The 18,246-nt window shown below is 58.9% G+C and carries 17 protein-coding genes; 7 read left to right on the forward strand and 10 right to left on the reverse strand.

Annotation, left to right across the window (positions count from 1 at the left end):
* Positions 1 to 277: 277 nt before the first annotated feature.
* The 3 genes from MKS11_RS03075 to MKS11_RS03085 are packed head-to-tail and all read left to right on the forward strand — an operon-like array spanning position 278 to position 3,984.
* Positions 278 to 1,333, forward strand: coding sequence for an amidohydrolase (locus MKS11_RS03075; protein WP_053810030.1), 1,056 nt, complete (start codon positions 278 to 280; stop codon positions 1,331 to 1,333).
* The gene (locus MKS11_RS03080; protein WP_004205662.1) at positions 1,323 to 2,591 is read left to right on the forward strand and encodes an MFS transporter; all 1,269 of its coding nucleotides are present in this window, start codon (positions 1,323 to 1,325) and stop codon (positions 2,589 to 2,591) included. The genes MKS11_RS03075 and MKS11_RS03080 overlap by 11 nt, the downstream gene beginning before the upstream one ends.
* Positions 2,592 to 2,649: 58 nt before the next feature.
* A complete protein-coding gene (locus tag MKS11_RS03085) occupies positions 2,650 to 3,984 on the forward strand; it encodes an MFS transporter (protein WP_049092178.1) in 1,335 nt (444 codons plus the stop codon).
* A gap of 39 nt (positions 3,985 to 4,023) precedes the next feature.
* Here MKS11_RS03085 and MKS11_RS03090 read toward each other — a convergent pair whose 3' ends face one another.
* On the reverse strand, positions 4,024 to 4,740 hold the full coding sequence (locus MKS11_RS03090) for an IclR family transcriptional regulator (RefSeq protein WP_048325482.1): 717 nt from the start codon (positions 4,738 to 4,740) through the stop codon (positions 4,024 to 4,026).
* 166 nt (positions 4,741 to 4,906) lie between these two features.
* Between MKS11_RS03090 and MKS11_RS03095 the strand changes: the two genes are divergently transcribed.
* Both MKS11_RS03095 and MKS11_RS03100 read left to right on the forward strand, forming a co-directional pair.
* A complete protein-coding gene (locus MKS11_RS03095; protein WP_004205665.1) occupies positions 4,907 to 5,602 on the forward strand; it encodes a hypothetical protein in 696 nt (231 codons plus the stop codon).
* A complete protein-coding gene (locus MKS11_RS03100; protein ID WP_004205666.1) occupies positions 5,599 to 6,546 on the forward strand; it encodes a hydroxyacid dehydrogenase in 948 nt (315 codons plus the stop codon). Before MKS11_RS03095 ends, MKS11_RS03100 begins: the two co-directional genes overlap by 4 nt.
* Before the next feature lie 842 nt (positions 6,547 to 7,388).
* Here MKS11_RS03100 and norW read toward each other — a convergent pair.
* Entirely contained in the window at positions 7,389 to 8,522 is a 1,134-nt protein-coding gene (gene norW / locus MKS11_RS03105; RefSeq protein ID WP_043521285.1) for an NADH:flavorubredoxin reductase NorW, read from the reverse strand.
* A complete protein-coding gene (gene norV / locus MKS11_RS03110; protein ID WP_017901376.1) occupies positions 8,519 to 9,967 on the reverse strand; it encodes an anaerobic nitric oxide reductase flavorubredoxin in 1,449 nt (482 codons plus the stop codon). The genes norW and norV overlap by 4 nt, the downstream gene beginning before the upstream one ends.
* A 187-nt stretch (positions 9,968 to 10,154) precedes the next feature.
* Here norV and norR point away from each other — a divergent pair, with 187 nt between their 5' ends.
* Positions 10,155 to 11,705, forward strand: coding sequence for a nitric oxide reductase transcriptional regulator NorR (gene norR / locus MKS11_RS03115; protein WP_048295430.1), 1,551 nt, complete (start codon positions 10,155 to 10,157; stop codon positions 11,703 to 11,705).
* Here the strand turns inward: norR and gutQ are convergent.
* The 7 genes from gutQ to MKS11_RS03150 form a co-directional block, all read right to left on the reverse strand.
* On the reverse strand, positions 11,668 to 12,633 hold the full coding sequence (gene gutQ, locus MKS11_RS03120) for an arabinose-5-phosphate isomerase GutQ (protein WP_048295428.1): 966 nt from the start codon (positions 12,631 to 12,633) through the stop codon (positions 11,668 to 11,670). The two genes, norR and gutQ, sit on opposite strands and share 38 nt — an antisense overlap.
* On the reverse strand, positions 12,626 to 13,399 hold the full coding sequence (locus tag MKS11_RS03125) for a DNA-binding transcriptional repressor (protein WP_004205671.1): 774 nt from the start codon (positions 13,397 to 13,399) through the stop codon (positions 12,626 to 12,628). The genes gutQ and MKS11_RS03125 overlap by 8 nt, the downstream gene beginning before the upstream one ends.
* A 66-nt stretch (positions 13,400 to 13,465) precedes the next feature.
* Entirely contained in the window at positions 13,466 to 13,825 is a 360-nt protein-coding gene (gene gutM / locus MKS11_RS03130; RefSeq protein WP_048325461.1) for a transcriptional regulator GutM, read from the reverse strand.
* A 154-nt stretch (positions 13,826 to 13,979) separates the two neighbouring features.
* Positions 13,980 to 14,759, reverse strand: coding sequence for a sorbitol-6-phosphate dehydrogenase (gene srlD / locus MKS11_RS03135; RefSeq protein ID WP_002914815.1), 780 nt, complete (start codon positions 14,757 to 14,759; stop codon positions 13,980 to 13,982).
* A 12-nt stretch (positions 14,760 to 14,771) separates the two neighbouring features.
* A complete protein-coding gene (gene srlB / locus MKS11_RS03140; protein ID WP_004205674.1) occupies positions 14,772 to 15,134 on the reverse strand; it encodes a PTS glucitol/sorbitol transporter subunit IIA in 363 nt (120 codons plus the stop codon).
* 13 nt (positions 15,135 to 15,147) lie between these two features.
* Entirely contained in the window at positions 15,148 to 16,128 is a 981-nt protein-coding gene (locus MKS11_RS03145) for a PTS glucitol/sorbitol transporter subunit IIB (RefSeq protein WP_284109370.1), read from the reverse strand.
* Entirely contained in the window at positions 16,125 to 16,688 is a 564-nt protein-coding gene (locus MKS11_RS03150) for a PTS glucitol/sorbitol transporter subunit IIC (protein WP_004205677.1), read from the reverse strand. Before MKS11_RS03150 ends, MKS11_RS03145 begins: the two co-directional genes overlap by 4 nt.
* Positions 16,689 to 16,965: 277 nt before the next feature.
* Between MKS11_RS03150 and mltB the strand changes: the two genes are divergently transcribed.
* Positions 16,966 to 18,045, forward strand: a complete 1,080-nt coding sequence (gene mltB, locus MKS11_RS03155; protein WP_043521292.1) for a lytic murein transglycosylase B — start codon at positions 16,966 to 16,968, stop codon at positions 18,043 to 18,045.
* Positions 18,046 to 18,246 lie beyond the last annotated feature (201 nt).

Genomic DNA, 18,246 nt, shown 5'->3' on the forward strand with positions numbered 1-18,246 from the left:
TCATCACTCTCTGGCGGCGCTTCTCTGCGCAGGTTCCCACCGGTCGTCACGAACCATCGCTCTACGTTAATCAGCTCACTTATTTAACTCATTGAAAAATTATTATTTTTATCAAATCTTCATTTCTCTTCGTTTTAACGACCCGCAGCATCTGTGATTCACCTCTTATTTACATCATTTAAACCATTCGTTAACTGGATAAAAACACGGCAGCCTCGTTATAGTAGTTTTGTAAAATAAAACACTGTTGTACAGGGTAAAACAAAACGAGGTATTCATGGAGATCGTTACCGCGCCGCACCTTGCGGTCAGAAACGAGTGGCTTGCGTTACATCGTGAAGCGCCATTACAACCCGAGCTGCCCATCATTGATGCGCATCATCATCTTTGGGATCGGCAAACCGGCCGCTATCTCACCCATGAGTTCAGCGACGATATCCAGACCTCAGGGCATCGCGTTGTCTCATCGGTCTACGTGCAATGCCGCTCCATGTTGCGTCGCGACGGGCCGGAGACGCTTAAACCGCTTGGTGAAATCGAGTTTGCCAGCGGTATCGCCGCGATGTTCGCCAGCGGACATTATGCAAACGCGCTCGGATGCGAAGCCGTCATCGGCGGCCTTAGCTTGCTGGCGGGCGATGCGATGCAGCCTGCCATCGAGAGCGCGATAGCGTTATCCGGCGGGCGGCTGCGTGGGATGCGCAATCCGTTGGCCTGGCATCCCGATCCGCGGGTCACGTCCAGCCCGGTTACGCCACCGCCAGGACTGGCGCTGAGCGATCCGTTCCATCGGGGCGCTCTCTGCCTTGCGAAAAATGGATTGTCGCTTGATGTGTGGGTTTACCACACGCAACTGGATGAAATTGCCGAGCTGGCGCGGCACATACCAACGCTTCAGATTGTGCTCGATCACTGTGGCGGGCCAGTCGGCGTTGGACCCTATTCAGAACGGGATCCAGACATGTTTCAGCAGTGGCGAAACAGTATGCGACATCTGGCGGAACTGCCGAACGTATGCGTAAAAATTAGCGGATTTGGTATGACGGTCAGGGGATTTCCCTTCGCAGCGGCAGAAACACCGCCGGATTCGCAAATGCTGGCACAGGCCTGGCAACCGTGGTTTGAGACCATCGTTTCGCTTTTCGGTGCGGAACGCTGCATGTTCGCCAGCAACTTTCCGGTCGATAAAGGCATGTTCAGCTACGGCGTTTTCTGGAACGCCTGCAAACGCCTGGCGCAACAGATGTCCCCTGGCGAACAGGCGCAGTTGTTCTGGCGCACTGCCGCAACCTGTTATCGGTTAACCTCTGTGGAGAAGATCAATGACCAGTAAAAGCGAGCTGAATCAATTTACTGCGACTAAAGCGACGCCTGACACATTGCCACAGCGCGTTGCTGAGAGGCGGACGCTGGCGCTGGGCGGCCTTGGCTGGACATTTGAAAGCTATGACTCCTTTCTGCTTTCATTGCTGTTGCCAGTACTGGGCGTGGTGTTCGGTATTAATAAAACCGAGCTTGGGCTGTTTATCAGCGTCACGGCCGGGGGGCAGATTATTGGCGGGATCCTGTTTGGTTTTATCGCCGACAAAATTGGCCGTGTAAAAACGGCGCTGACCTGTATCGCCATCTATTCACTCTTTTCCGGCCTGTTAGCCTTTACGCACGATCAACAACATTTCGCGCTGTTACGTTTTTGCGGCGCGCTGGGTATGGGCGGAATGTGGACATCGGGCGCGGCGCTGATTGCGGAAACCTGGCGGCCAGAGCGGCGCGCGCGCGGCGGCGCGCTGATGCAAATGGGGTTGCCCGTTGGCGCGATTCTGGCCATCAGCCTGACGGCAATCGTCAGCTCGGTTAATGGCGGCCTGGAGCAGGGGGCATGGCGCTATCTGTTTATGATCGGCGCGCTGCCGGTGTTCATTATGAGCGTGGTGGCCTGGTTCACACCGGAATCGCAGGTTTGGCTTGCTCGTCAACAGGCGAAGGCGACGAGTAGTCAACCTGCCGCGAAGCTGGGGAAACACAATCTGCGAGGTCTGCTGCTGGCCTTTGTCTTTATCTTTTTTATTCAGTATCTGTTCTGGGGCGTATTTACCTGGACACCCACCTATCTGCGAGAAGTCAAACACCTGGATTTTCTGCACAGTCTGAAATTTGTACTTGCGCTGCAGGCTGGGGCCATCGCGGGGTTTCTGGTGTTTTCGGTGCTGGCGGATAAGTGGGGACGCCGTCCAATGTTCCTGATTTATCTGTTAACGGGCGCCATTGCCGTCGCGCTTTACCTTGTGGCCACTCAACCCATCATTCTGATGGTGGCGATTTTCATGGCCGGTTTCGGGGTTAACGGTATTTTTGCGGGCTCCGGACCCTTCCTGGCGGAAATCATCGGGGACACCTCTTCCCGGGGCTTCCTGATGGGGCTCGCCTATAACGGAGGCCGTCTGGGCGGATTTATTGCGCCGCTACTGATTGGCGCTGTCGCCAATGCCGGCGGTTTCACCGCGGGACTGGCGACGACCGTGGTTGCTTTCCTTGCGGCGATGCTGGTGGTGTGGCGAGCGCCGGAAACCAGAGGCATCAAGCTGAAGTAACGTATTTCATCTCTACATCGTTTTCCTGATAAACATAATGAAACCCTGCGAGGAAACCATGACCGATCAATTACCGAACCGCGCGAACGATAACGACGCGCTGGAAAAAGAGACCATGCGGCGGGTTATCTGGCGCATCCTTCCGTTCCTGGTGGTGAGCTACCTGGTGTCGATTATTGACCGGGGCAATATAGGTATGGCTGCGCTGCAGATGAATGAGGATCTGGGGCTAAGTAAGGCGGCTTTTGGTTTCGCCAGCAGTTTGTATTTTGTCGCCTACTTTATTTTTGAAGTACCCAGCAATCTGGCGATGCAGAAGGTGGGCGCACGCTTGTGGCTGCCGCGCATTATGATTAGCTGGGGAGTGGTATCGATGTGTATGGCGCTGGTGCAAAATACCACCTCACTGTATATCGTCCGTTTTTTACTGGGCGCCGCCGAAGCGGGTTTCTTCCCGGGCGTGGTGCTCTATCTTACCTGGTGGATCCCGTCGCGCTACCGTGCGCGCATCATTGCCTCTTTTATGGTGGCCATTCCGCTGGCTAACTTTATCGGTTCACCGCTTTCAGGGTTGATCCTGACCCTGGATGGCTGGTTAGGGCTGCGTGGCTGGCATCTGTTATTCATTATTGAAGGGCTGCCGGCGGTACTGCTGGGAATAGCCGCGTTTTTTATTCTGCGCGACCGCCCTCACCAGGCTGGCTGGTTAACCGAGCGGCAAAAAACGTGGCTGGAAAACACCCTTCAGGCAGAGCGGCAACAGCAGACACAGATCGGCCACACCACGACATGGCAACTGTTGAAGCATCGCCAGATCTGGCTTATGGCGCTGATTTACGCTGGCGCTTCTTCTGCCGGCACCACGCTAAGCGTCTGGTCTCCACAGCTGCTGAAGTCGTTCCATCTTGATAACCTGACCACCGGGCTGCTGAATGCCATCCCCTATGGCCTGGCCTCGGTGCTGATGATTGTATGGGGACGCAGTTCGGACCGGAATAATGAACGCCGCTGGCACACGGCCCTTGCCCTCTTTATGATTGCGGCTGGCGTGTTCGCGGCATTTATCAATCTATCGCTGCCGGCCACCATTATGATCCTCAGTACCATACTGATTGGCGCATATGCGGCGAAGGGCCCCTTCTGGGCGCTGGCATCGGGCTGGATGAGCAGCACGTCAGCTGCCGCCGGGCTGGCGGCCATCGGCGCGATCGCCAACCTGATTGGCGGCGCGGTGATGGTGAATGCCTATGGCATTATTAGCGAACGGACAGGAAGCTATACGCTGGCGATGCTGCCGCTGGCCGTCTTGTGTCTGGCAGGCGGCATTGCGGTGCTGGCGATGGGGCGCCGTTACTCGCAGTCTGCCAGACAGGAAAAACAGGTGACCCATTAATAAGCAAAGGCGGGATTTTTCCCGCCTTCTCAGCAAAGCTTACTCTTTCACACCGTAAAACGTTTCGCAGAAAGGCTTGCTGGCCCCTAGCTTGAGCGACAGGCGGTTGGCCGTCTCCTGCATGAGCTGGCTGATGCCGCTCGTTTTACGATCTTCCGTCAGACGCGATGCCGGCCCGGTCAGGGCCAGCGCCGCGATCAGTTTATCGTGGACGCCAAAAACAGGCATTGCGAAGGCCGCAGTGTGCGGGTCGCGCGCGCCGGAGGTATAGAACGGCAGCGTCGACTCGTCTTCCGGCAACGATTCACCCAATCCCCAGTGGCGTAAAACCTTGCTGATAGCGGAACCATCCAGCGGGAACTGGCTGCCGGGCAGGTTGCTGTGGCGTAATCCCTGGGAGGCTTCGGCGCGGAACAGGCACAGGCGTTGCCCACCCTCAATCACATACCAGCTTGCGCTTTCGCTGGAGGCCTGCGACAGCGCCTGCAATTCCGGCTGTACGACTCTGGCAAGTTCAAATGATTGCTCATAGAGCTTGCCGAGATAGAGCAAACGGTGGCCGAGCGTATAGGTGCCATCGTCGTGCCGGATGATGTAGTTCATTCGCTCAAGCGAATTCATCAGGCGATAAACGGTTGTTTTGTGATATCCCGAAAGCTGGGCCAGCTCGGTTAACGTCAGACTGTCATTACCGGGACGGAAGCAGTCAAGTAAAGCCAGCGCCTTTTCAACGGCAATTACGCCTTCATTCCCCATCATGTTCTCCTTTTTGCCGACCAAAATTGTACCTGAATTTTGTGAGTAACTTCGTGTTTACATCACAAACAACTTCGCAACACTGGCGAAAAGCGACGCAATGCTCGTATAGTTGTTTTATATAGTACACACAAGTTGTACCTAGTAAAACAAATGGAGAGTCACCATGCCTGCTTCACAACAGAAACTCATCAATCTTGATATTGCGCGTGTTGACGCGGAAGAGGTCCGTCAGGCTGCCGAATTTCAGGCCGCCATCCTGGCTGACGTAGCCGGACGCCGTGGCACATTACATGGCCGCATCAAGCCGCTGGCGCCGCATATGACGGTTGCCGGGCCGGCGATTACCGTAGAGGTACGCCCAGGGGATAATCTGGCTATTCACGCCGCAATGGCCGTCGCCAAACCTGGCGACGTGCTGGTCATCGACGGGAAGGGCGATCTCTCCTGCGCGCTGCTGGGAGAGATCATGGCAACGCAGGCGCAGGCCAGCGGTATCGCCGGGATCGTCATCGATGGCGCTGTTCGTGATGCGGAAACCTTAAGTAAACAACGCTTTCCGGTTTTCGCAGCCGGCCTGAATCCGTGCGGCCCCACCAAGTTCATTCCTGGCCGGGTCAATCATGCCATTTCGGTCGGTGGCGCCGCGGTGCAGGCAGGTGACTTAGTGGTAGGGGATATTGACGGCGTGGTTGTTATCCCGCGCGATGAAGTCCGCACTATCATCGAGCTGGCGAAAGGTAAACTGGAAATGGAATCAAAACGTCTGGTTGCTATCCGCGACGGCGACCTTCGTCCGCACTGGCTGGAGAGCGCTCTGCGTCAGGCGGGGATGCTGAGCGAAGGGGAGACACTGCCATGAGCGCTAAAAATGTCATACTGATTACCGGCAGCGATTTGGCTGACGCGGCGCTGGGGATGCTGGAAGATTACGAACTTGTCTTTGCCGGCCGCCAGCCTACAGAGGCCCAGCTGATCGCGCTGTGCCAGCAGCACAATCCCGTCGCCATCCTGGTGCGCTATGGCCACATCACTGCCGCCGTTATGGATGCCGCCCCTGCATTGAAGGTGATTGCCAAACATGGCAGCGGCATCGATGTCATTGACGTTGAGGCGGCTGCCGCACGCGGCATTCTGGTTCGCGCGGCGACCGGGGCGAATGCCGCCGCGGTTTCCGAACACACCTGGGCGTTAATTCTGGCCTGTGCTAAGTCGGTCATTCCGCTTGATCGCCGCCTGCGCGAAGGGCACTGGGATAAATCAACGCATAAATCGCTTGAGCTTGAGGGCAGAACGCTGGGACTCATCGGCCTCGGCGCCATTGGCAGCCGGGTGGCGAAGATTGCCTGTGCCTTTGGCATGAAGGTTCTGGCTTACGATCCCTATGCGAAAGCGGTTCCGCCGGAATGTGAACGTGTTGCTGAACTTAGCGAGCTGCTCATGCAGGCCGATGTGCTGTCGCTTCATTGCCCTTTGACGCAACAAAACAGGGGAATGATCAATGCCGCCACGCTGGCGCAGTGTAAGCCGGGCGCCATCCTGGTGAATACCGCGCGCGGCGGGTTGATTGACGATGCGGCGCTGGCCGCGGCATTAAAAGCGGGGACCTTGCGCTGGGCGGCGCTTGACAGCTTTAATAGTGAACCATTAACCACGCCGCATATCTGGCAGGCGATCGATAATGTCATTCTCTCTCCGCATGTGGGCGGCGTTAGCGATGCCTCTTACGTGAAAATGGGGACCGCCGCCGCGGCCAACATTCTGCAGGTGCTGCAGGAGTTGGCTCAGACAGAAACAACGTATTAAGTGTTAACCGAACCTGCGCTCCCGGTTAATTATTCTGCCCTTATGTACTTACGGGCGGTGTCTGCAGGCCGGGTAAGCGTAGCGCCGGCCGGCGAAATTACCGCGCAACAGGCTGCGTGGGAGGTAATCAACGCTTGCCCGGCGGCGCTGCGCTTGCGCGGGCCTACAATGTTTGAGCTTACGGGTTACATCCGTAGGCCGGGTAAGCGTAGCGCCACCCGGCAAAATAACCGCGCAACAGGGCTGCGTGGGAGGTAATCAATGCTTGCCCGGCGGCGCTGCGTGTATTGCAGATACGGTTATCGGAATGCCACTTTGTCACTCCGGCAACAGCGTCTGTCGCCTGTAACTTCAGCGTACATTGCGCTCCCGGTTAATCTTCTGCGTTATGTCTTTCATGGCGCAGGGAGCGCACAGGGGGCGGCCAGTCGCCGCCGCCCCCTGTACCCCCGGGCTCCGGCCAGCAAAATCGCCGCTGCGCGGTCCCTTCGACTTATCCCTGCAGGCTTCGGGTCGGGCCGAGGCAGCGTCCGTGCAAAACACGGCCCTCAGCCCGCATCCATGCGGGCTGCCCCGGCCTTCCGGGAACGTCTCAGCGATTTTGAGGCCGTCAGCACCGGCAGTTTCAGCGACCCCAGCGCCAGCGGTGATTTGGGGCTGTAGGCCGGGTAAGGTGCAGCCGCCACCCGGCGAAATCAAGGATACCGTGCCTGATATCTTGCCCGGCGGCGCTGCGCTTGCACGGGCCTACGGGGTGTGAGCCTGTGAGTGGATCCTGTAGGCCGGGTAAGCGTAGCGCCACCCGGCAAACTAACGGCGCAACAGGGCTGCCTGGAAGGTCATCAACTCACCAGCTGTTTGAGCAGGGCAAAGGCGTCTTTCATCTTGTCTTCGCTGACCACAAAGGCGCGCAGCTGCTTCTCACCATCCAGCCCTTTCGCCACCAGCCCCTCTTTGGCGGCCACGATGTTCCACGTCAGATCCTCGCGACGGGTATCGCCGGCCAGATGCAGCGGCAGATCCGGGGTCTTCACCTTCACCAGCATCGGCGGCAGTTTCAGTTCTCCCGTCTGCGCCAGCAGGTTTTTACTCAGGCACATGGCGCTGAGTAAAATCGGCTGCAGGAACGGCAGTACCGTACCGTTGATTTCCGCACAGTCGCCGAGGGCGTAAATCGCCGGGTCGCTGGTTTGCAGCTGGCTATTGACCACCACGCCGCGGTTAATCTGCAATCCGGCGTGGCGCGCCAGCGAGGTTTCCGGGCGCAGGCCGGCGGCGGCCACCACTGCATCGACGGTTATCACGCGCTGGCGATCGAGGCTAACGCGGATGCCGTCGGCGGTATGCTCAAGCCCTTCCAGCTGCGTTTTTAACATCAGATGGACGCCCATCCCGGTGAGGCGATGCTGCAGACGGCTGCTGACCTCCGGCGGCATCAGCGCCGCCAGTACGCTGGCGGCGTTATCAACCACCGTTACCGCTTTACCGGCGCGACAGAAATCCATTGCCAGCTCGCAGCCAATCAGGCCGCCGCCGACGATCAGCACCCGCCTGGCGTCGCGGAGCTGGCTCTGCGCGGCGCCATATTCGCGCTGGCTGTTCAGCGTCAGCATCAGCTCGCGGCCCGGCACCGGGGGGATAAACGGCGTGGCGCCGGTGGCCAGCACCAGTTTGTCGTAGCGCCACTGCTTATCCAGGCTTTTCACCCGATGGTTTTCAGCGTCGACATCGTTCACCCAGGTATGGGGAAACAGGCGCAGATTGTACTGCTCGGCGAACTCGCTGGCGCTTTGCAGGGTGAGATCGTCGGCGTGCTGTCCGCGGCTGATGACGTGGCTGAGATCGGGCTTGTTGTACTCATCCATGCTATCGGCGGCGATGAGGGTCAGCGGGATTTCGGCATCCTGCTTACGAATATTTTTCACCAGCTGGCGGGCCGCGAAGCCCGAGCCGATGATGACGATACCATCACTCATTTTGCCTCCATCGCCAGGACGTCAAAGACATCTTTGCCAAGAGAACACTCAGGACAAAGGAAATTGTCCGGCACTTCACTCCAGGGCGTACCCGGCTGGACATCCTGGTTAGGTTCGCCTTTCGCCGGGTCATACACCCACTGGCAGACGCTGCACTGCATCATGGGACCGAGATCGGCGGCCGTGGCGGCGGCACAGGCGCAGTCCTGTTGTTCCGGCGTGACTGTCGCTTCAGCAACCGGCAGCGGGGAGAGGGCCCACTGGCGGGCGATGTCGCGACCGTGTTGGCGGCACAGTTCGAGCGCGTCGATATCCGGGCGCCATTTGGCTTTCAGGCTCAGGGACATCTCAAACCCGGCATCCTGCAGGCGGGTGGACAGGCGGTCTACCGCGCCGCCGCTCCAGCCGTGGGAGCCAAAGGCGCTGGCGCGTTTGTTGCGAAAACGCAGCCCGGTCATCTCTTCCACCAGCCCGGCGATTTTCGGCATCATCACGTTGTTCATGGTAGAGGTGCCCACCAGCACGCCCTTCGAGCGGAAAACATTGGTGAGGATGTCGTTTTTGTCGCTGCGGGCGACGTTAAAGATTTTCACCGCCACCCGTGGGTCGACCTCAGTGATCCCCTGGGCAATGGCGTCCGCCATCATGCGGGTGTTGTTGGACATGGTGTCGTAGAAAATCGTGATGCGATCTTCCTGATAATCCGCCGCCCATTCGAGGTATTTCTCGACGATTTGCGTCGGGTTATCGCGCCAGACCACGCCGTGGGAGGTGGCAATCATCGCTACCGGCAGATTGAAGCCGAGGATTTCGTTAATTTTCGGCGTCACCAGGCGGCTGAAGGGCGTCAGGATGTTGGCGTAGTAGCGCTGGCACTGTTCGTACAGTTCACTCTGGTCCACTTCATCGTTGAACAGATGTTCGTCGCAGTAGTGCTGCCCGAAGGCGTCATTGCTGAACAGCACCGCGTCGCCGGTCAGGTAGGTCATCATGCTGTCCGGCCAGTGCAGCATTGGCGTTTCGACGAAGATCAGCTGCTTACCGTTGCCGATATCGAGAGTGTCGCCAGTTTTCACCACGTGGAAGTTCCACTCCGGATGGTGGTGATGACCGTTGATGGAGTCGATGGCGTTGGCGGTGCAGTAGATCGGCGTATCCGGGATCTGCATCATCAGCTCAGTCAACGCGCCGGCGTGGTCCTCTTCGGCGTGGTTAATAACGATGTAGTCGAGGTCGGCGAGGTCGATTTCGCGGCGCAGGTTCTGCACGAACTCGCGGCTGAATTTATGATCGACGGTATCGATCAGCACGTTTTTCTCTTCGCGGATGAGATAGCTGTTATAGCTGCTGCCGCGCAGCGTTTTATATTCGGTGCCGTGGAAATCACGCACTTCCCAGTCACGTTGGCCAACCCAAAGAATGTTATTTTTCACCACAATAGACATAGCAACCTCAATCAATACAGTGTGTTTAAACTCAGTTGCCTGGCGTATTACAAGTTGCGTGCCAGTTTTTTAAAGTATTGAATAAAAAGAATTTTTAAATTTTCATGATTTTCGTTGCTGTCAAAATGACAATGATTAAAATAGTCGATATGACTATTAAGGTTGTCAAAATGACAATGGAGCGATGATGAGTTTTTCCGTTGAGGCGCTGGCGAGAATCGCCATTGATTTACAAAGCGATATCGGTCACGTCGACCGCTTTTCGCGCCTGATCGCCACCCTGCGGCAGATCCTGGGCTGCGACGCCTCGGCGCTGCTGCGCTATGAGGCCCATCAGTTTGTGCCGCTGGCGATCGATGGCCTGGCGCAGGATGTGCTTGGCCGGCGCTTTGCGCTGGATGGGCATCCGCGGCTGGAGGCGATCGCCCGCGCCGGCGATGTGGTGCGCTTCCCGGCGGACAGCGACCTGCCGGACCCCTATGACGGCCTGATCCCCGGCCAGGAGAGCCTCAAGGTTCACGCCTGCGTGGGGCTGCCGCTGTTTGCCGGGCAAACGCTGATCGGCGCACTGACCCTTGACGGTATGGATGCCGACCGCTTCGACAGCTTCAGCGATGAAGAGCTGCGGCTGATCGCCGCCCTGGTGGCCGGGGCGCTGAATAACGCGCTGCTTATCGCCCGCCTTGAAGCGCAAAACGTCCTGCCGCCGCAGGTGGTGAATTACCCGCAGCCGGAGCGCCAGGAGCTCATCGGCCTGTCGGCGCCGATGCTGCAGCTGAAAAAAGAGATCGAGATTGTCGCTGCCTCGGATTTAAACGTGCTGATCAGCGGCGAAACGGGGACCGGCAAAGAGCTGGTGGCGAAGGCGGTGCATCAGGGTTCGCCGCGGGCGGCTAACCCGCTGGTGTACCTCAACTGCGCGGCGCTGCCGGAGAGCGTGGCGGAGAGCGAGCTGTTCGGTCACGTGAAAGGGGCGTTTACCGGGGCTATCAGCAACCGCAGCGGCAAATTTGAGATGGCCGATAACGGCACGCTGTTCCTCGACGAAATCGGCGAACTGTCGCTGGCGCTGCAGGCGAAGCTGCTGCGCGTCCTGCAGTATGGCGATATTCAGCGTGTCGGCGATGACCGCAGCCTGCGGGTCGATGTGCGGGTGCTGGCGGCGACCAACCGCGATCTGCGCCAGGAGGTGGTGGAAGGGCGCTTTCGCGCCGATCTCTATCACCGGCTGAGCGTTTTCCCGCTGTCGGTTCCGGCGCTGCGCGAGCGGGAAAATGACGTGGTGCTGCTGGCAGGCTATTTTTGCGAGCAGTGCCGCCTGCGGATGGGGCTGGCGCGGGTAATTTTAAGTGAGGCAACGCGTAACAGGCTGCAGCAGTGGTCGTGGCCGGGCAACGTGCGCGAACTGGAGCATGCCATTCACCGGGCGGTGGTGCTGGCGCGGGCTACCCAGGCTGGCGATGACGTAGTACTGGAGCCGCAGCATTTCCAGTTTACAGCGGCTGCGCCGACGTTGCCGACCGAGGAGATGGCAGCGGCGCCGGCGATGGGCAACGTCAATCTGCGCGAAGCCACGGATAACTTCCAGCGCGAGGCGATTTCCCGCACGCTGGCGGCGCATCAGGGCAACTGGGCGGCGACCGCCCGCGCGCTGGAACTGGACGTCGCCAACCTGCACCGGCTGGCGAAACGTCTGGGGCTTAAAGGATCCCGGCCTGGTAAATGTTCTGCAGGTTGATGGCGCCGACCAGCAGGCCGTTTTCATCCACGACCGGCGCGGCGCTGATTTTATGTTTCATCAGCCGCTCTTTGGCTTCCACCGCGCGGCTCTCCGCCTGCAGCGTCACGCCGTTGCGGGTCATCGCCTGCGTGACGCCGTCGTTTAAGGTGCCGCCGCCCACCAGCCAGCGGCGCAGGTCGCCGTCGGTGAAGACGCCCTGCACGCGGTTGGCCTCATCGCAGACCGCCACCAGGCCGAGCCCGGTGCGGCTCAGCTCGAGCATCGCGTCCATGACGTTGGCGTCTGTACCGACGCGCGGCACTTCGTCGTCGCGGCGCATCAGATGATGCACTTTGTTCAGCAGACGCGCGCCGAGAGCCCCCGCCGGATGGGAGCGAGCGAAATCCTCTTCACTGAAGCCGCGGGCTTGCATCACCGCCATCGCCAGCGCGTCGCCGAGCATCAGGGTGTTGACGGTGCTGGAGGTCGGTGCCAGATGCATCGGACAGGCTTCGCGCTCCACGGCGATATCCAGCACTGCTTTCGCCGCCAGCGCCAGCGGCGAGGTGGATTTGCCGGTCATCGCCAGCAGGGGTATCCCTTTTTCCTCCAGCCGCGGCACGATCAGATCCAGCTCTTTCGCGCTGCCGGAGTAGGAGATAAACAGCATCACATCGCGACCGTCGAGCATGCCGAGATCGCCGTGCAGGGCTTCCGCCGGGTGGACGAAAAAGGCCGGAGTGCCGGTGCTGGCGAAGGTCGCCGCCAGCTTTTTGCCGATATGACCGGATTTCCCGATACCGGAGACAATCAGTTTGCCCTCGCAGTGGATGATGGTCTCCGCCGCGCGGATGAAGTCATCGCCCAGGCGTTCCGGCAGGCGGCTCGCCTCCTGTAGCTCCAGCATCAGGGTTTGGCGTCCGGCCTCTAACAAAAAGTTACTCATGATGTTCTCCAGTAATGATGACTTCTATGCCTTTGGCTTCCAGCGCCCGCTGGAATGCAGGGTCAATATCGGCATCGGTAATCAGTTTATCCACGCGCTCCAGGCCGCAGACAATATTGGGGCTTTTACGGCCAAACTTTGACGAGTCGGCCATCAGGATCACTTCGCGGGCGGCGTTGCACATCGCCTTGCTGACGGTATACACCTCATTGAAGGTGGTGACGCCGGCGTTCAGATCGATGCCGTCGGTGCCCATAAACAGCTTGTCGAAACTGAACTGTTCGAAAGCGTTTTCCGCCAGCTGGCCGTGAAAGGAGGCCGATTTTTTGCGGAAGGTGCCGCCGGGCATCAGGATAGTCTGTTCATTATCCAGTTCGGCAAGGGCATTGACGATATGCAGGCTGTTGGTCATCACCGTGATGTTATTGAAGCGGCTGAGCAGTGGGACCATCTGCAGCACCGTGCTGCCGGCATCGAGGATGAGGGAGTCGCCATCATGAATAAAACGCACCGCCGCTTCGGCGATGCGCGCTTTCTTATGGGTGTTGATCAACGTCTTATGATCGATCGGCGGATCGGCTTCATCCTTGTTGAGTACCACGCCACCGTAGGTGCGAATGACGGTGCCGGCGTTTTCCAGCGTGACCAGATCCTTACGGATGGTGGTGCCGGTCGTATCGAAATGTTGCGCCAGCTCTTCGACCGAGCATTTTCCCTGCGACTGCAGGAACTCGAGAATGGCTGCCTGGCGCTGACGTGGTTTCATAGGCGTCTATCCTGCGTTTAAGTTTCGAAGTGATAATTTCGCAAGATATTTACTTTTACAACGAAATTATCCATGTTTCGGATTAAGCGCTAATGATAGTGCATTCTGACAGCGCGGATCATGGGGAAAGATCACATCAGGCTGCAATTCCGCGATATGTTTGCCGTCCAGCGCGGGGATTTTTTGCGGACGGGCGAAAATGGTGAAGCCTTTCATCAGCAGCGTGTCGCAAATGCGGTTGTCATCATCAACGGCGATAGCGACGATGGCGCGCGGTTGAAAGCGTCCGGCGGAGCGGCCGACCCCCACCCGACCCTGCTGGCACAGGCTGTCGAAAGCGCGATTGAAACGGCGGATCTGCCAGCCGCCAAAGGCCATTTGGGTAAGCCAGGCGATGGCGGCGACGGTGATTAATGCGGTAACCATAGGTATCTCCTTAAGGGGGGCGGGAACAACCCGGGTCGTGGCGCGAGCGCCTAACCCGAGCGATCCGCGGTGCCTTTTCGTCGGGTAGCGGCTAACGCCTTACCCGACCTACAGTTTTGTAGCCCGGATAAGCGCGGCGCCATCCGGGATCCCTTTAAAACATCACCTGACCGCCGGTAACGTTGATTGACTGCCCGGTGCAGTACGACGCCTGCGGGCTGGCGTAAAACATTAATACGTTCAGCACATCCTGATATTCGCAACCGCGCTTCAGGGGCACCTTGTCGATGTAATACTGCTCGACCTCGCTCTCATCGATACCGAGCTTGGTGGCGTACTGCGGCAGCAGCGACTGGAACATCGGCGACTTCAGCAGATTGCCGAGCATCAGTGAGTGTACGGTAATGCCGTATTCCGCCAGATCCAGCGCCAGCGACTGGGTCAGTCCGACGCCGCCGAACTTCGCCGCGCTGTAGCCGGAGTTGTGCTTGCTGCCGACTTTGCCGGATTTCGAGTTGATCTGAATGATGCGTCCCTTAATGCCGTCGCGGATCATCAGCCGGGAGAATTCGCGGGCGCAGAGGAAGTAGCCCACCAGATTGACCTGTAGCGAGCGGTCGAAATCCCCCAGCGCAAAGTCGCTAATAAACGCCGCTTTGGCGATGCCGGCGCTGTACACCAGCAAGTCGACGCGCGAGAAAATCTCATCCACCCCATGGGCCAGCGCGGTGACGCTGGCCTCGCTGGTGGCGTCGGCGCCGAAGCCATACGCCATGCCTTCGCCATATTCAGCGTTAATTTCCTGGGCGACGCGGCTGGCTTTTTCGCTCTGAATATCGACCACCGCCACGCGGTAGCCCTCGGCGGCCAGCCCGCGGCACAGAAACTCTCCTAAGGTTTGTCCACCGCCAATGACAACAGCAACCTGATTCATCTTTCTCTCCTGTTAAGCAACAAATTTCAGTACGCAGCCGGGCGCAATGGCGTCCGGCACCGGGCCCGCCACGTGGACGGTCCCCGGAAACTCCGCGTCGCGATGGCCGTCAAAGCGCAGGGTAATATGGCCCAGCTCGCGCAGATTTTGCTCGGCAACGTCGCCGACGGCGGTCACCGGGTAGCGCAGCTCGCCAAGCTGCAGCTCTGCACCCGGCTGCAGCGAACCGGCAAGCTCGCCGTGGTTGTGAATAAAGCAATACGCTTCGATATCCGCCGGGGCGCCCTCGCGGAAGGTGATCAGCATTTGTTCTTCCAGCGCCATCGCCGCGCAGGCGCCGATGTGCGTAATAGTGGTCTGGTAAATCACGGTCATGTTCTGGCCCCTCTTACTGGTAAATAAATCCGGAAACGAACCACGCGATCAGCACCGTTGGCGCGCCGGTCAAAAAGCGGCTGACCAGCACCGACGGCACGCCGACGCGCACGGTATCCTGGCGAGCTTCGGCCAGCGACAGGCCAACCGGGATAAAATCGCAGGCGGCCTGGGCGTTAATGGCGAACAGCGCCGGCAGGGCGAGGTGCGGCGGAATATTGCCGAGGCCGATCTGCAAGCCGATCAGTACGCCAATCACCTGGGCGATAACCGCGCCGGGGCCGAGAAACGGCGACAGCAGCGGGAAGGAGCAGATCAGCGCCAGGGTCACCAGACCCAGCGGATGGCTGGCGAGCGGCGCCAGGCCATGGGCGATCCAGTCGCCGATGCCGGAGGCCATGATGATGCCGATCAGCGCCGAGACGAAGGCCATAAACGGCAGGATGGTTTTCAGCACCGTATCGATGGTGTCGCGTCCGGCCTGGAACAGCACCGCCACCACCGAGCCCATCCCCATCCCGACCTTCGCCAGTAGGCCATCGCTCTGTTCAGTGATCTTTTTGCTGGCGTCGTAGTCGCGACCCGCGCGGTTGTTCTCCGCCGGTGGCTCGGGAGCTATCGTGCCGCCGGTCGCGATGCGCTGAATGTTCTCCTCCTTGACGCCGGAGACGTAGATATCTTCTGTGATGTACTGGGCCAGCGGCCCCGATTTGCCGGTGGCATGGATATTCACCGTCGGGATGCGGCGCTTGGGATAGAGCCCGCAGCGCAGGGTGCCTCCGCAGTCGATAATCGCCACGCCGATGTCGCTTTCCGCCGGTTCGCCCTCTTTAAAACCGTCCACCGCCTGCCAGCCGGTCAGGCTGGCGATGCGGTCAACGATCGCCGGGCGGGTGCCGGCGGTGATATAGACGATCTTTTTGCCCTCGACGACGTCGAGTTCAAGGGGGCCGCCCCAGCCGCCGGTGCCTTTCTCAATACGAATCCGGGTCATGATGTCGCTCCTGACAGATGCACTTTCTGAGCCAGCTGAATCGCCATTTTTCGCTCGAAAATCGAGGTGGTCAGGTCGGTAACCCAGCCGCGGAAGAAGTTGGTCACCAGCCCGACCAGCAGATAGCTCACCGCCAGCGGACCGAGCGGCAGGCCGAGGGTGGTGAGGCCGTTGGCGATGCCGAGATAGACGAACAGTTCGCCGGGGTTGATATGCGGAAACAGACCGTTCATTGAGTGGCAGCTATAGGACGCCGCCGCGTAATAGCTGGGCTTGTACTTCTCTGGCATAAAGCGGCCCAGGCTCAGGGTCATCGGGTTACAAAACACAAAGGTACCGATGCAGGGCAACAGCAGGTAGCGGGAGATCGGGTTCCCGGCGCAGCGCTGCGCCAGTTTTTCGATCCGCTGCTGGCCAATAAAGTTGATCAGCGCGTTCATGATCACCAGCAGACTGATCAGCAAGGGGAGGATCCCGGTCACCATGCCGGTAAACACCTCGCCGCCTTTCTGAAACAGGCCGATAAACCACTCCGCGCCGTGGGTCACGACGTCAATCATTGTTCTCTCCTTCAGCATGTTATTTTTCTTGCTAACTGCAGGCTGATTTTAATCATTTTGAAAGGTTTTAAAGTGTTAAATGGATCGCAAAATGAAAGATAAATATTTTATTTTGAAAGATTGGCGCTGAGAGGATGAAATAACGAGGGGCATGACAGCATGCAGGGAAGGGGTCGGTGAAGGACTATTTTGTCTACAAACGGATTGTCGCTTTCTTGTTGGTCGTCGCATGCTTTACCATAATTATCCCTTGCTGAATTTGTTAAACGGAATTCCCATGTTGAAGCGTCGCTCTCTGGCTTTACTTCCCCTTTGTGTGCTCCTCGCTGCCTGCAGCAGCAAACCCAAGACTCCCGCGGAAACGGAGATGGCGAGTGGAACTGGCGGCTTTTTGCTGGAACCGCAGCATAACGTGATGCAGATGGGCGGCGACTTCGCCAACAACCCGGCGGCGGCGCAGTTCATCGATAAGATGGTGGCGAAGCACGGTTTCGACAGGCAGCAGCTGCAGGAGATCCTGTCGCAGGCGAAGCGTCTGGACTACGTTCTGCGGCTGATGGATCGTCAGGCGCCGACCGGCTTGCCGCCGACCGGGCCAACCGGCGCCTGGCTGCGCTACAAGAAACAGTTTATTACCCCGGATAACGTGCAGAACGGCGTGGTGTTCTGGAATCAATATCAGGACGCGCTCAACCGCGCTTATCAGGTCTACGGCGTGCCGCCGGAAATCATTGTCGGTATTATCGGCGTGGAGACCCGTTGGGGACGGGTGATGGGCAAAACCCGCATCCTCGACGCGCTGGCGACCCTGTCGTTTAGCTATCCGCGCCGCGCCGAATACTTCTCCTCCGAGCTGGAAACCTTCCTGCTGATGGCGCGCAGCGAAAGCGACGACCCGCTGGATCTGAAAGGCTCTTTCGCCGGGGCGATGGGGTACGGCCAGTTTATGCCGTCGTCCTATAAGCAATACGCGGTGGACTTTAACGGCGACGGCCATATCAACCTGTGGGACCCGGTGGATGCTATCGGCAGCGTGGCCAACTACTTCAAACAGCACGGCTGGGTGAGCGGCGATCTGGTGGCGGTGCAGGCGCTGGGCCAGGCGCCGGGGCTGGAGAATGGTTTCAAAACCAAATACAGCGTGTCGCAGCTGGCGGCGGCGGGGCTAACCCCAACCCAGCCGCTGGGTAACCATCAGCAGGCCAGTCTGCTGCGCCTGGACGTCGGGACCGGCTATGAGTACTGGTACGGGCTGCCGAACTTCTACACCATCACCCGCTATAACCACAGCACCCACTACGCGATGGCCGTCTGGCAGCTTGGCCTGGCGGTTTCGCAGGCCCGCGGCGGTTATTAATACTGTCATCCGGCTGACAGTATCCGAGCCTCCCCGGATAACGGCGCGTAGCGCCTTATCCGGGCGACGGTCTGTTATCTGGTTGGTGGCCCCGTAAGCGCAGCGCGACCGGGGGATTTCCCGGAAAGGCCGCGCTTATCCTGCTGTTTCTTCCTGTCGGCATGCCTCCTGTCGACCTTTGTTACATTTCGCTCACTGACG

Origin of the sequence: Klebsiella sp. K5-45 (assembly GCF_030128605.1) — a bacterium.
Classification (GTDB): domain Bacteria; phylum Pseudomonadota; class Gammaproteobacteria; order Enterobacterales; family Enterobacteriaceae; genus Klebsiella; species Klebsiella quasipneumoniae.